This window comes from Saccharibacillus kuerlensis DSM 22868, from assembly GCF_000378145.1.
Lineage (GTDB): Bacteria > Bacillota > Bacilli > Paenibacillales > Paenibacillaceae > Saccharibacillus > Saccharibacillus kuerlensis.
The window spans coordinates 122,020-136,007 of sequence record NZ_KB899279.1 but is presented as its reverse complement, the minus strand read 5'-3'; the positions used below and the strand labels follow the sequence as shown (position 1 = coordinate 136,007).

Below are 13,988 nucleotides of genomic sequence, written 5' to 3'. Positions count from 1 at the left end.
GAATAAAGTAATGGATACGAAACTAAAAGATTAAACGCCGCGCTTATTGCCCCAGACGAGCGTATGCAGCTGCGGCAGAGCGCGGGCGTCCTTGAGATCCGGCAGCTCGGACAGGCGATCAATCAGCCATTCATAGCGATGCAGCAGAGAAGAGACGTGGTCTTCGGACTCGTGGGACACCTGCGGGTTGCCGGTCTGCAAAATGAATGGTACGTCCGGATAGCGCTTATGCACGTCGCGAGCGTAGTTCAGGTCTTCCTCGTCGAAAATGACGATCTTGATACAGATGTCGCGTCGTCCGGAAGCTTCCAGCAGCCGTGCGACGATAGAGTCGAGCACTTCAAAATCGGTCTCCATACCGGAACTTGGCGGCTTCGGCGACAGCGTCACTTCGTCGATTCGGACGAGCCAATCCTGCCAGCGGGAGCCTTGGGTCTCGACAGCAGTGCGGATGCCGTGATCGTGCAGCTGCTGCACAAGGAAGGACATCTGCGGGAGCAGCAGCGGATTGCCGCCCGAGATCGTCACGTGGTCGAACGTATTGCCTCCCAGGGCAAATAGTTCTTCGACGATTTCCGCTGCACTGAGCATACGAATCTCGTCTTTGGCACTGCCGTCCCAAGTGAATTTGGAATCACACCAGGAGCAGCGGTAATCGCAGCCGGCCGTGCGGACGAACATCGTCTTGCGGCCGATAGACATGCCTTCCCCCTGAATGGTCGGACCGAAGACTTCGAGAACGGGAATCGGCCGAGTTGACGGATCGGCAGCCGAAATTTTAGCGGAATCGCTCATTCTTCCATCCACTCCCGTCTTACTTCGGCATAGGAGGTCGGCGTTTCGAACAGACGAACGAATTCGGTACGTGCGCCCAATCCGGCATAAGTGTCCGAAGCGAGAGCGGATTCCATCTGCTCATAGATCCAGACAACCATATTTTCGGCCGTTGTATTCATAAGCGGCAGCGTTTCGTTCAAGTAGCGGTGATCCAGATAAGTCTCGATTCGCTCTTTCCAGATGGTCTTGATTTCGCCGAAATCGACTGCGATGCCGTTGGTTCCCGGAATAGCCGAGATGCCGAATACGACTTCGTAAGTGTGACCATGCAGATTTTTACATTTGCCTTCGTAGTCGTGCAGATGATGGGCAGCGTCGAATGTGAATGACTTGCTGACCATGACGCGTTTGCGGTGATAGCGCAGCTGCTCGCCTGTAATATCTTCTCCGAATACTTGAAGGCGCTGAACGATATGAAAAGGCCCCGGTTGACGTTGTTGATTGTCCCGTTCGCTCATAGTGCTGCCTTCCGTTCTGAAACATACTTGTCGAGACCGGCACGACGCAGCTGGCAGGCCGGACATTCGCCGCATCCGTCGCCGATCACGCCGTTATAGCAGGTCAGTGTGCGTTCGCGAACGAAATCGAACGCGTTCAGTTCGTCGGCGAGTGCCCACGTTTCGGCTTTGTCGAGCCACATCAGAGGCGTATGAATGACAAATGGATAGTCCATCGCCAGGTTGAGCGTCACGTCGAGCGATTTGATGAACGTATCCCGGCAGTCCGGATAGCCGCTGAAGTCGGTTTCGCATACGCCTGTCACGATATGGCGGGCACCGATGCCTTTGGCAAGAATCGCGGCAAAGCTGAGGAACAGCAGATTGCGGCCTTCCACGAAGGTGCTTGGCAGTTCGCCTTCCTCATGCGTAATTTCAATATCATCGCGAGTCAAAGCGTTCGGAGCGAGCTGGTTTAACAAGCTCATGTCAAGCACCGTATGCTGGACGCCGAGTTCTTCCGCGATCGATTTGGCACATTCGATCTCCAACTTATGGCGTTGGCCGTAGTCGAAGGTGACGGCATGAACTTCAGCAAATGTTTTTTTGGCCCAGAACAGGCAGGTTGTGCTGTCTTGACCGCCGCTGAATACGACGACCGCGTTTTCGTTTTTAAGCATGCAAAAAACCTCTTTCTTCTTCTTTATGATTGGGAAGGAAAGAGGTTCAGGAACTTGTCGTAAAAAACAGGGCCGACCGAGCGGAATTGCGCTGCGGTTCCCAAAGGGCACGCCGAAAAAGCCTCGAGTTCGGCGGGGCGGCAATTAGTTTTTTATAGAGGGAGTTCTCGAACCTCTCCCGTGCTGCAGAGCACGGAATCTCTTCTATTCAATTGAAAAATACATGAAGCTGCAGGACGATCATTTTCGCCGCAGCGTGCTATAGTATAACACAATTTCATGCCGTGCGGTACGTCCGAATAGGTCGTGATGCACAATATTTTTGCCTACAATATTAATGTTCTGTGCACGTATGTGTTCTTGTCTGACTCAAAGCCGAATTGCGGGAGCAATTCCGAATATTTGTTCGTAAAACAAGCTGTTCGTATTGAGGTGCAGGGGAGCATATGATATGATAAAGGCAATAAATTTTTACATATTCTTTGCCAAAAGGAGACGGAAAAGAGCATCCCAACCGTATGCATAGCTGCAAGTAACTCTATGTGAAAAATCTTCATAAAGAGCCTGTTATTCAGTGAAGCGCAGCGGCGACAAGACGAAAGGAAAACTTAACATCATGATGGGAAAAGCTCACTTTATTATCGGGACGGGAGTATCGCTGTCTCTGCTTGCTCTGACAGGCGCCCCGGTTACGCCGGGAGCGGTAGCGATTGCGGGAATCAGCTCGCTGCTGCCGGATATCGATCATCCGAACTCGATGCTCGTTACCCGGGCACTGCCTGATCGGCTGCTGCGTATCCTGCAGTCGGCTATGCTGCTCATTGCAGCTGCCCTGTTGTTTTACGCACCAATCGAACAGCCTTGGAACAGCGTGCTGGCCGCAGTTGCGGTCGTCGCCATGTTCCTGCCCGAACAGGCGCTGCGCAAAGGCGCTTTCGTTCTGATTGGCCTTGCCGTAATTGTACTTGGAGAAAGTTATGCCCCTTGGAATCGAATGGGGGGGATACTGCTGATTGTGTTCTCGCTTGCTCCTCACCGGGGCATCACGCATACTTTCTATGCGGCGGGAGCCTGGACGCTGCTGCTGTATGGGCTTGCGTCTTCTCACGGTCCATCGATCTGGATGGCCGGCGGTCTCGGCTACCTGCTGCATCTGGCCTGCGATTCGGTAACCAAGAACGGCATCCGCCCGCTGCCGCCGTTGAAGTGGAAGATCCGCTTCGCGCTGATGACGACCGGCAAAAAGTCGGGCAAACGCGTCGAGCGGATCGGGATCTGGATTACGATTATTTTGTGTGCGGGTGTGTTCGGCATTCGACTTATCGAATACGGAGCAAGGCTCTACGTGCAGTGGACTTCCTAGAGAAAGCCTGGCGTGAACAGCAGGTCCGCTCCACCCCTTACTCCGAAATTTCGGCACATAAGTCATGATTCTTCCGCAGAGGAGAATAACATTGATGAGCAAATTATTTGTAACAAGCAGAAAATCGTTTTACTGGTTGTGGTCGTCGCAGACGATGTCCAATGCAGCCGATATTTTGTATGTGACGGCACTGACCGTTCTCGTTCTTCAAGGCACGGAGTCGGTTGTTTCAACTATCCTCGTGCCGTTTTTTCGTATTTTCTCGCAGATTATTAGCGGCTTCCTGGCTCCTTTGATGCTGCGCAAGTTCCACCTGCCGCGTCTGATGCTGCTGTCTCAAGGCGGCCAGCTTCTCTTTTTTGTGGGATTGGCGCTGTATGTGCAGGGGATCGGGGAATCAGCTTCGCTTGCGGTCATTTTTGCTCTGGTATTTGTCATGTCGTTTCTTGATGGCTGGACAACGCCGGTACGAAACGCTCTCGTTCCCCGCCTCGTCGAAAAGGATTGGCTGATGCGCGCAAACGGATTGATCTCGGTCAGCGATCAGACCGTACAGTTTGCGGGCTGGGGCATCAGCGGAGTGCTTGTCGCTTTTGTAGGCGCGCCGAGAACGATGCTGCTTGCGGGTATTTTGTATGCAGTGGCCTTTGTCTGTACGGCATTGATCCGCGAGCCTTCTCGAGGAACGAAAAACGAATTGGCCGAATCAGCACAGTCCGAAAGGCCAAAAAGTACAGAAACCCGGCGCGAAGCGCTGCTCGAAGGGTGGAGGGTGATCGGTCGGAGCCGCAGATTGCGCGGGCTGACACTGATCGATTCGATTGATATGCTGGGCGGTTCGGTCTGGGTTGGCGCATTTACACTGTTGTTCGTGCAGGAAGCGCTCGGTAAGGGCGAAGAGTGGTGGGGCTTCATCAATGCGGCTTACTTTGCAGGGGCGGTACTGGGCGGCCTTCTCGTTGTTGCACTGGTCAAAAGGCTGCAGCGCAGACTGTTCGATTCTATGCTCGCGGGAATTGCCGGCTATGCGGTTCTGACAATTGCTTATGCACATATGACAGTGCCTGCAGCCGCGCTGCTGCTCGTGCTCGTCATGGGACCGTTCGCAGAGCTGTCGATGGTGGCCCGCCGGACACTGATTCAGCAGAGTGCGGAGGAAGAAGAACTGCCAAAAGTGCTGTCTGCCCAAGCGACCGTGCTGAACATCATTTTCTGCGCATCGCTGCTCGGTATGGCCAAGCTCGCGGAAGTCGTCGGCATTGTTAATCTGTATTTGTATGCGGGAGGAATGTCGCTGCTGGCTTTTGCAATCGGAATTGCGATACGTCGACACTTCGTTTTTGGGAAGGGAAAAGAAGCGACGATTCGGTAAGCGATTTAAGGAGGATTTGGCGTGCTTCCAAACCACTCAAAAGCGGCAAAGGAGAAATCGCCGAGCAAATGAGTTATACTGTGTGCGCAGGCGTTAAATAAAAGATCGCTTGAAATTCAGCTTTATAAGCTTCACCATTTCTATACAATGGAGGCGCATACGATGAGTTCGTTTCAAAGCTGGCTGAACAAGACAAAGACAGGACTGCAGGATCAGGTAGGCCGTTTCAAGAACAAAGATCTTCTGGACGCCATCGTGGCGGGCTGTGCGCTCGTTTCGGTAGCTGACGGTACGATTGATTCGGCGGAGAGACAGAAGATGGAGGTATATATCGGTCGCAGCGAGCAGTTAAAAGTGTTCAACCTGAGCGAAGCGATCGATCGCTTCAATCACTTTGCAGGCAGCATGGAATTTGACGTGATGGTCGGCAAACAGGAAGCGCTGCAGGCGATTGCCAAATTCAAGTCCAAGCCTGAAGTTGGACGTATCGTTGTAGGTGTATGCTGCGCGATCGGTGCGGCGGACGGAGACTTTGACGAACAGGAAAAGGCGGCGGTACGCGATATTTGTAACGTACTGAATCTGAAGTCGGAAGATTTCGGCCTGTAAGAATAACACCGTACAGCGGATATCTGTATGCATGTATGAAGGAGGAAGAACCTTTGGCTTGTCCGTTTTACGGTCTCTGCCGGAGGTTCTTTTAGTATAGACCACTTTAATTGCAAAGTAACTGAAACTGTTCTCCGTGTTCGACGTATACCTAACCAAGCGCTCAACTGGGGTGCATCGGTATATTCCGGCGAACCTCGGAGGGGTAAGGTTGTTTTGCATCTGAGTGAGCAGTTATAATTCAAGTAGACTTTGTTCCACACCATTCCAATTGGGAGGGCAATAGACAGCAATGACAATTTCTTTGGTAAAAGGCCAGAAAGTCGATTTGACGAAAGGGAACGCGGGCTTATCGAAAATTACGGTTGGATTAGGCTGGGACCCGGCAGAATCCGAAAGCCGCGGCTTATTCGGGTTGAAGAAGAAAGCGGCGAATATCGACTGCGATGCGTCCGTGCTGCTGCTGAATGAACAAGGTAAGTTGACCGCCGGGAAAAATGTTGTTTGTTTCCATAACCTGCAGAGTCCGAACGGTTCGGTCGTGCATGGCGGTGACAATCTGACGGGCGCTGGCGACGGGGACGACGAACAGATTCATATCGATCTGTCCGCAGTACCGGCCGATGTTCATCGTATTTTGGCTGTCGTTAACATTTACGACTGCGAAGCTCGCAAACAGCATTTCGGCTTGATTCGCTCCGCTTTTATCCGTGTGTTCGAATCGGGAAGCGGCCGTGAACTGATTCGTTTCAATCTGACAGATAATTATTCCGGCATGACTGCGCTGCTGGTCGGCGAAATTTACCGGCACGGCGGCGAATGGAAGTTCAGCGCCATCGGCGAAGGCGCGCAGGCTCCTCATATCGATCTGCTTGCACGTCGTTACAGCTAATTTATATATTCAAACCAAATCCTAACAAGAAAGAAGGAATTATTCATGGCAATCAGCTTGCAAAAAGGACAAAAAGTCGATCTGACGAAAACAAACCCAAGTCTTAAAAAAGTACTGGTCGGTCTCGGATGGGACACCAACAAGTATGACGGCGGTAAGGATTTCGACCTGGACTCTTCGGCATTTCTGCTGGGCGGCAACAGCAAAGTAACGGCAGATACGGACTTCGTTTTCTATAACAATCCGAAAAACGCTAACGGTGCCGTGGTACATACCGGCGATAACCGGACAGGCGAAGGTGAAGGCGACGACGAGCAGTTGACGGTTGAGCTGGCTTCCGTACCAGCTGAAGTCGAGAAGATCTCTTTCTGCATCACAATCCACGACGCAGCAGCTCGTTCGCAGAACTTTGGTCAAGTCTCGAACGCTTTTGTACGTATTGTAAACGCCGATACCAACGAAGAATTGATCCGTTACGACTTGGGTGAAGATTTCTCCGTAGAAACGGCAATTGTCGTAGCCGAGCTGTACCGTCACTCGGGCGAATGGAAATTCAGCGCCGTAGGAAGCGGCTACCAGAACGGTCTGGAAGGCCTTGTACGCGACTTCGGACTGGCTGTATCTTAATTCCAAAGCCATTTGTATTCCCAAGCAGTTCATGAACGATCATTAATCCCAAAGGCCGTCTGCCATATAGACGGCCTTTGTTCGCAATTCTACAGTTCCGCAATTGATCATCCGACTTAATTTTCAATTGTTCCAAAGTCCATGAAATGAATGAATGGAGGAATTAACGATGACAATCAGTCTCTCCAAAGGACAGCGTATCGATCTTACCAAAACCAATCCGGGCCTCAAAAAAGTTCGAATTGGTCTTGGATGGGATACGAATAAATACAGCAGTGGTATGGATTATGATCTGGATGCTTCGGTCTTTCTTCTGCACGAAGATGGCCGGGCAAAAGGGATCGAAGACTTTGTATTCTACAATAATCCCAAGACTCCGAACGGAGCCGTAGTGCATGCCGGGGATAACCGGACCGGTGAAGGAGAAGGAGACGACGAGCAAATCCAGGTCGACTTCTCGTTGATTCCTGCAAATATCAGTCGTTTGGGTATTGCGGTTACCATTCACGATGCCGAGTCGCGTTCGCAAAATTTCGGTCAGGTGTCGAATGCATTCGTTCGCGTCGTTGATGAGGAAAACAACCGCGAGGTGCTGCGCTACGATCTCGGCGAAGAATTTTCTGTAGAAACAGCCGTTGTAATCTGCGAACTGTACCGTCATGGCGAAGATTGGAAATTTCAGGCGATCGGTTCCGGATTTTCAGGCGGATTGGCCGCCCTGTGCAAAAATTACGGTCTTGACGCTCAATAATTTCAAAAAGCTAGGCAGCATTCGTAGATCTTGAGTGAAAGGCGGAATTTCTGTGACGACGAATATGATCAGGGGGCAGAAAGCCGACCTGACCAAAACCAATCCCGGCCTCGACCGGATTGGTGTCGGAATGGGCTGGCAGGCATCGTCAGGAATCGATATTGACTTCTCGGCGTTTCTGCTCGGAGCCAATTCCAAAACCTCGGCTGACGAAGATTTGATCTTTTACGGTAACCCTTCCGGCGCAGGCGGCGCTCTACAGCTGCAGACGGAAAGCCGTCGACCATACGCGGGCGTTACGGATCATGAGCAGGTTTCTGTCTCGCTGCTCGGCATCCCGGCCAAGTATGAGAGAATTGCTTTTGCACTGACGCTGTATGAAGGCGAGAAAAGAAAGCAGAATTTCGCTGGGGTAAACGGCGTATATCTGCGCATTGTTGATGAGCGGACTGGGGCGGAGTTGATTCGTTTTACGCTGGATAAAGTCTCCGGCGTTGAGACGGCCATCGTCGTCGGCGAATTGTACCGTCATAACGGCGAGTGGAAATTCAATGCCGTCGGCAGCGGTTATACGGGCGGGCTCGAAGCGCTGTGCCGAAGCTTCGGTATCGAAGTACAGGCGGAACCCGATCCTGTTCCGCCTGCTGCTCCTCCGGCTTCGGCAGCTGCGCCCGTGCCGCCGGCACAACCGGCACAGCCGCCAAGCGGCGGAAACCCTTCGCCGCTCAATCTGGGCCGCCCTTCCCGGCAGGGCGGCGGAATCCCGCCTGCGCCTCAAAGTGCGCAGGACGGATCCTCGCCTCGCGTTCTGCCGCCTCCCGGCAGCAGAGCGACTTCGCCGCCGCAGAGCGGATCGTCTTCGGCGCAGGCCGGAACGCCTTCCGTGCACACCGGATCGCCGTCTCCGCAGCTTTCTTCGGCATCCGAGGCCCGGCCTTCTGCGCCGAGCCTGCAGAAGATCGAATTGACCAAGCGCGGCGACAAGATCAGCTTGGAGAAGAAAGCGGGTACCGATTCAATTGGCGAGATCCTCATCAATCTCAACTGGAATCAGCGTCAAGGTACTGGATTTTTTGGTAAGACAACCGGAGTTGATCTTGACTTGGGCTGTCTATTTGAACTCAAGGATGGCCGTAAGGGAACGGTTCAGGCGCTCGGACGCGCCTTCGGTTCGCTGAGCGATCCGCCTTATGTCATGCTTGATGGCGACGATCGAACCGGGACAAAAGCCGGCGGCGAGAACATGAGAATCAATGGGGCGCATCTGCGCGACATCAAACGAATAGTCGTTTATGCTTTTATCTACCAGGGAGCGGCGAACTGGGCGCAGGCCGACGGTGTCGTGACTGTCAAAGGCGGAGGGCCCGATATCGTCGTCCGGATGAACGAACAGGGAAGCCGCAAAGGCATGTGTGCGATTGCCATGATCACCAACGTAAACGATCAGACGTTCAGTATAGAACGCCTCATTGAATTTTTCTCCGGTCATCGGCAGCTTGACGAAGCTTACGGCTGGGGCTTGAACTGGAAGACCGGCAGCAAGTGAGCAATTTATGAGAATATCTCCGATACACTCACGATTAATTGATTATAAGTACAGGCGGCGTTTGCGCCGCCGTTTCTTTTATTCCTCCGCATATGGGGAAAGCTTCCTGCTCGGGAATGCCGCATTTTTATGGGATGCGAGCATCGCTGTCGACGCAGAGTGTTTTCTTCGTTCGGCGGAGTTTTTCGAATTGTCGTAAATAAACCGGTTTGGCAGATTGCCTAGACTTCGTGACAGGGAACCCTATCGTGGGAGGAAAGATCATGCGTTATTTCGATTATTTATCGGTGGAAGAGATTGCTGAACTATTTCACTTGGCTCCTGCACCGTTCTGCAACCGGTCGGAGAAAGAACTGTTGGCTCATGCAATCGGAGCCGCTTTGTACATGCCGGCGACAAGATCGACTATTGCGCAGGACTTAAGCACCGGCAAGCACAAAGGGCTGACTTCAATCGTTATCGACCTGGAGGATGCTGTTGGAGATCTGAAGGTGGAGGAGGCGGAGGTTTCGCTCGTCTCTCAGATCCGAAGTTTGGACAAGTGGGCTGCGGATGGAACATTCGATTTGGAAAAGCTGCCGCTTATTTTTATCCGGATTCGGACGCCAGATCAAGCACAGCGTATATTGGATCAGTTAGGTGAAGCCGTCGTTCGACTAACCGGTCTCGTATTTCCCAAATTCGATGTCCAGACAGGTCAGCGTTATCTGGAACTTTTGCATCGGTATAACGAAGCAAGACCTGCCGGAAGTCCGCTGCTGTACGGCATGCCAATTTTGGAAAGCGCCGAGATTATTTATGCGGAAACGAGACGTGAGACGCTGCTGGGAATCAAAGAACTGCTTGACCGGTACCGCACCTACATATTGAACGTAAGACTCGGAGCGACTGATTTTTCCAGTCAGTTTGGCCTCCGCCGCAAGCCCGACATGACCATCTACGATATTGGCGTAATCCGCGATTGTGTGGCAGATATCGTCAATCTATTTGGCCGGGCGGGCAGCGGATATGTCATCTCGGGCCCGGTATGGGAATATTTCAAAAGCGACCGGGTGCTGAAGCCGCTGCTGCGGGAAACTCCTTTTCAGGAGATGGCCGGGCAGGCGGGGCTTCGACTGAGAATGCAGTATATTAATAAATATGTAGACGGTCTGATTCGTGAGGTAGAGATGGACAAGGAGAACGGCATTGTCGGAAAAACGATTATTCATCCTACGCATATCTGCCCCGTCCAGGCTTTATATACCGTTACGCATGAGGAGCATATGGATGCCTCGCATATTCTGGCCAGCAGCGGAGGCGAGATCGGGGTCGTCAAGAGCGGCTACGACAATAAAATGAACGAGATCAAGCCTCATCTCAATTGGGCGCGGCGTATCATGATTCGTTCGGAAATATATGGGGTGCTGAATGAAAACCAGAATTTTACCGCACTGCTCGTCCGCTGATTTGTCCGAGGCGGCGAATTCAGTCGAGTCGGTACCGGTGTATCAATATGAAATGCCTGAAGGGCTGACTGTACGGGTACGTGTGACTTCGAATCCGTTCGGACTGGAGCCGGATGATCTGTTTCAAATGGCTGCACGAATTAACAAAAAGCGCAGTTTCCTCTTTGTCAGTCGAATTCTCGGTAAGCACATTCCGGTCGATCCGCATCAATCTCTGCTCGGCGGTGCGGTGCTTGCTCTGCTGTGGCAGCGCCGCCGTTCGGAAGCGGTAGATGGTAAGAACGAAGCGGTTGAAAAGGGCGGCATCGGCAGCCTTGAAGAAGTCTGCTCGGCATTTCGCGGCGATAGGAACGAAGCACGCGAGCTTTACAGACGGCTCAGAGCAAACAAATTGCACGCAGGCGAGCCCGCGCTCTTTATCGCTTTTGCGGAAACAGCGACCGCACTCGGACATGCCATGTACGACTGCTTCGCGGGCGATACGCGATTTCTTCATACGACTAGAGAGGATCTGGTTGATCGGCAGCCAGTGCTGAGTTTTGAGGAAGAGCATTCGCATGCGACGTCTCATCGCTGTTATGCCCGCGAAAATTCCTTCTTCGAAGGAGAAGACACAGTCGTGTTGGTCGATGACGAGGTGACGACCGGGAACACGGCACTGAATATTATTCGCGATCTGCAGAGCAAGTATCCGCGCCGTCGCTATGTTGTCGCAAGCCTGCTGGACTGGCGCAATGCCGAAGACCGGCAGCGGTTTGCCGAATTGGAAAAAGAGCTGTCGATTACGATCGATACCCTTGCATTGATCGAAGGGCGGATCGAAGTGGAAGGCGGACCGGTCAATCGTCTGCCCCAGTCTATGCCGGAGTATCGCGGAAGCGGCAGTATGAAGGTGATCCGGCATGACCTGACCCCTTTCTTCACTCATACAAATGCGATTTCGACTAACTCGACCGGTAAGAAATCAACTTGTCCGTATCTGGAATGGACCGGCCGGTTCGGCATGCACGAGGAGAACAATGCTGCGCTGGACCAGCAGATTAGTGAGTCGGCCTCGCATCTGGCACTGATCCGTCAAGGCCGTCGTACGCTGTGCCTAGGGACTGGAGAATTCATGTATGTACCGATGAGAATCGCAGCCGAATTGGGCGAAGGGGTCCGTTACCAGTCCAGTACGCGCAGTCCAATTCACGTGCTGGACGAAGAAGGTTATGCGGTTCGCAGCGGATTTCCGCATGTATCGCCCGATGATCCGGAAATCGCAAACTTTTTTTATAACGTGCCTGCAGGAGAGTACGACGAAATATTCGTTTTCCTGGAACGGCAGCCGGTTGAGACGAATCTTGAACCACTGCTGGCTGCGCTGGAGAACACCGGAATTCCGCTGGTACATTTGGTCACCGCAGGGGCTGCCAGCGGCCCGTCGGAGGAAGGAGAATGAACATGTCAAATGGGAGGCTTGCTGCCGGGTCGCTGCCGGTGCCTGAACGGTTGGGCAGCTACAGCATCAATGATGTTATTTTTTTGCTGAAGGACTTAAGCGATGTAAAACTTGAGCGAGGAACGGAGGATCGGGAAGAAGCGATTCAGGGCGGCACGCATTATTCGGAGATGCTGCCGATCGAATATCGCCCGACGCCGGAGTACCTAGCTCTATTCCATGAGACACTGGAAGCGACAGCACGCAAAGTGGCGCTTGCCGCCGGCATCGTCTCGGAGCGTCTGGCCGCGAGGCATGGAACGAATCTTGTACTGGCTTCGCTGGCGCGAGCTGGTACACCGATCGGCATTCTGATGAAACGCTACTTCAAGCACATTCACGGAGTGGAGCTACCTCATTACAGCATTTCCATTATTCGCGGCAAAGGCATCGACGAGAATGCGGTGCTGTACATGCTGCGGGAGCACGAAGGCCGGCGCATCCAGTTCGTCGATGGCTGGACCGGCAAGGGAGCCATTCGTAATGTGCTGACAGAAGCCCGGAAGATCATGCTGGACAAATACGGAGTTGAGTTGAGCGACGATCTGGCCGTTCTGGCCGATCCTGGTCGCTGCTCGGAGACATTCGGCACGCGGGAAGATTTTCTGATCCCGAGCGCTTGCCTCAATTCGACCGTATCAGGGCTGATGAGTCGTACCGTACTGCGAGAAGATCTGATCGGACCGGACGATTTTCATGGAGCCAAATATTATAAGGAATGGCTTGAAGATGACGTATCCAATTTGTTTGTCGATCGGGTGAGCGCTTATTTCGATGAGATCCGTGAAGAAGCGAAGCGTGAAGCGACAAGGCTTGAACAGCTGCCCGAGGCGAACGTATCCACTTGGCAGGGAATGCAAGATATTGCGCGAATCCAGCAGGATTACGGAATTGGCGATGTCAATCTGGTCAAGCCTGGCGTAGGTGAAACGACCCGGGTCCTGCTGCGGCGGGTACCGTGGAAAATCCTCGTCGACCGGCTCGACAATCCCAACCTGCGCCATATTTTGCTGCTTGCTGAAGATCGGGGTGTTCCTGTGGAAGTGTATCCGGGACTGACCTATTCCTGCTGCGGCATTATCAAACCATTGAACGGAGGCGAAGCATGATCTTTGCAAGCGATCTCGACCGGACACTCATTTATTCAAAAAAAGCGATCGGTGAAGCTTTTGAAGCTTCCGAACTGATTCCGGTAGAATTATACCAAGGTGAGCATATTTCGTTCATGTCACCGGAGACGGCACGTCTGCTCGCGGAACTGTCCAAAACGGCGCTGTTCGTGCCGGTGACGACACGGACGATCGAGCAGTACGAACGCATTTTCTATATTCGGGAAACTTTCAAGCCGCAGTACGCCGTAACAAGCAACGGTGGCAATGTGCTGGTCAATGGCGTGCCGGACCCCGATTGGCAGCTTCATGTGAATCGGGCGCTGGAGAGCAGCGAGGAAGCGGGTAAAGTGATCGAGGCGTTTGACCGCATCTCCTCGCCGGATTGGGTCAAGTCTTATCGGCATTCGGACAGCCTGTTCTATTCGATTATCCTGGACCGGGAGAAGATGCCGCTCGATCAGGTCGAAGACTTTAGGAAAGAGCTTGCCGGTATGAAATGGAATGTATCCGTACAGGGACGCAAGATGTATCTCGTTCCCGATGGAGTGAGCAAGGGAGCGGGACTGCTGTATGTCAAAGAACAGGTAGGGGCTTCCCGAATTGCCGCTTCCGGCGATTCACTGCTGGACGAGAGTCTGCTGCAGGCCGCCGATTATGCAATCGTTCCCCGGCATGGTGAAATTTATGCTTCCTATATGGAGGCTGGACTTTATACATTTACCGAACGCGACGGCATGGGAGCAGCAGAGGATTTGATCGCCAAGATCGCCGAATGGTTTGCTTTGCCCCCTGTAGACGTCGTATCGCCTGCAGAGAAAACGGATTGAACGAAAC

At 52.8% G+C, this 13,988-nt stretch carries 14 protein-coding genes and 1 riboswitch; of the genes, 11 read left to right on the top strand and 3 right to left on the bottom strand.

Translation table 11 applies throughout. The features are described 5' to 3' along the window. Nucleotides 1-30: 30 nt before the first annotated feature. The 3 genes from queE to queC are packed head-to-tail and all read right to left on the bottom strand — an operon-like array spanning nucleotide 31 to nucleotide 1,954. Nucleotides 31-795, bottom strand: a complete 765-nt coding sequence (gene queE, locus F456_RS0105430; protein WP_018975986.1) for a 7-carboxy-7-deazaguanine synthase QueE — start codon at nucleotides 793-795, stop codon at nucleotides 31-33. Beyond that, complete coding sequence (queD, locus tag F456_RS0105425; protein ID WP_018975985.1) at nucleotides 792-1,295, bottom strand: 6-carboxytetrahydropterin synthase QueD; 504 nt, start codon at nucleotides 1,293-1,295, stop codon at nucleotides 792-794. The genes queE and queD overlap by 4 nt, the downstream gene beginning before the upstream one ends. Beyond that, the gene (gene queC / locus F456_RS0105420; RefSeq protein WP_018975984.1) at nucleotides 1,292-1,954 is read right to left on the bottom strand and encodes a 7-cyano-7-deazaguanine synthase QueC; all 663 of its coding nucleotides are present in this window, start codon (nucleotides 1,952-1,954) and stop codon (nucleotides 1,292-1,294) included. Before queC ends, queD begins: the two co-directional genes overlap by 4 nt. A gap of 144 nt (nucleotides 1,955-2,098) precedes the next feature. Next, nucleotides 2,099-2,136: riboswitch (PreQ1 riboswitch) on the bottom strand. Between the two features lie 434 nt (nucleotides 2,137-2,570). Here queC and F456_RS21820 point away from each other — a divergent pair. The 11 genes from F456_RS21820 to F456_RS21815 all read left to right on the top strand — a co-directional run bounded on the left by F456_RS21820 (nucleotide 2,571) and on the right by F456_RS21815 (nucleotide 13,981). Then, entirely contained in the window at nucleotides 2,571-3,317 is a 747-nt protein-coding gene (locus tag F456_RS21820) for a metal-dependent hydrolase (protein ID WP_051086695.1), read from the top strand. A 94-nt stretch (nucleotides 3,318-3,411) separates the two neighbouring features. Continuing rightward, complete coding sequence (locus tag F456_RS0105410; RefSeq protein ID WP_018975982.1) at nucleotides 3,412-4,689, top strand: MFS transporter; 1,278 nt, start codon at nucleotides 3,412-3,414, stop codon at nucleotides 4,687-4,689. Nucleotides 4,690-4,851: 162 nt separating this feature from the next. Beyond that, nucleotides 4,852-5,298, top strand: a complete 447-nt coding sequence (locus F456_RS0105405) for a tellurite resistance TerB family protein (protein WP_018975981.1) — start codon at nucleotides 4,852-4,854, stop codon at nucleotides 5,296-5,298. A 292-nt stretch (nucleotides 5,299-5,590) separates the two neighbouring features. Continuing rightward, the gene (locus F456_RS0105400) at nucleotides 5,591-6,190 is read left to right on the top strand and encodes a TerD family protein (protein ID WP_018975980.1); all 600 of its coding nucleotides are present in this window, start codon (nucleotides 5,591-5,593) and stop codon (nucleotides 6,188-6,190) included. A 45-nt stretch (nucleotides 6,191-6,235) separates the two neighbouring features. Then, nucleotides 6,236-6,817 (top strand): TerD family protein, encoded by a 582-nt coding sequence (locus F456_RS0105395; RefSeq protein WP_018975979.1) that lies wholly within the window; start codon nucleotides 6,236-6,238, stop codon nucleotides 6,815-6,817. A 169-nt stretch (nucleotides 6,818-6,986) separates the two neighbouring features. Further along, complete coding sequence (locus F456_RS0105390) at nucleotides 6,987-7,568, top strand: TerD family protein (RefSeq protein WP_018975978.1); 582 nt, start codon at nucleotides 6,987-6,989, stop codon at nucleotides 7,566-7,568. Between the two features lie 52 nt (nucleotides 7,569-7,620). Next, nucleotides 7,621-9,114: a TerD family protein gene (locus F456_RS0105385; protein WP_018975977.1), complete on the top strand. Its 1,494-nt coding sequence runs from the start codon at nucleotides 7,621-7,623 to the stop codon at nucleotides 9,112-9,114. 263 nt (nucleotides 9,115-9,377) lie between these two features. Then, entirely contained in the window at nucleotides 9,378-10,562 is a 1,185-nt protein-coding gene (locus tag F456_RS0105380; protein ID WP_018975976.1) for an HpcH/HpaI aldolase/citrate lyase family protein, read from the top strand. Further along, a complete protein-coding gene (locus F456_RS0105375; protein WP_018975975.1) occupies nucleotides 10,525-12,003 on the top strand; it encodes a phosphoribosyltransferase family protein in 1,479 nt (492 codons plus the stop codon). The genes F456_RS0105380 and F456_RS0105375 overlap by 38 nt, the downstream gene beginning before the upstream one ends. Beyond that, entirely contained in the window at nucleotides 12,000-13,151 is a 1,152-nt protein-coding gene (locus F456_RS0105370) for a cysteine protease StiP family protein (protein WP_018975974.1), read from the top strand. The genes F456_RS0105375 and F456_RS0105370 overlap by 4 nt, the downstream gene beginning before the upstream one ends. Beyond that, nucleotides 13,148-13,981, top strand: a complete 834-nt coding sequence (locus tag F456_RS21815; RefSeq protein WP_018975973.1) for an HAD family hydrolase — start codon at nucleotides 13,148-13,150, stop codon at nucleotides 13,979-13,981. The genes F456_RS0105370 and F456_RS21815 overlap by 4 nt, the downstream gene beginning before the upstream one ends. The last annotated feature ends 7 nt before the right edge of the window (nucleotides 13,982-13,988 follow it).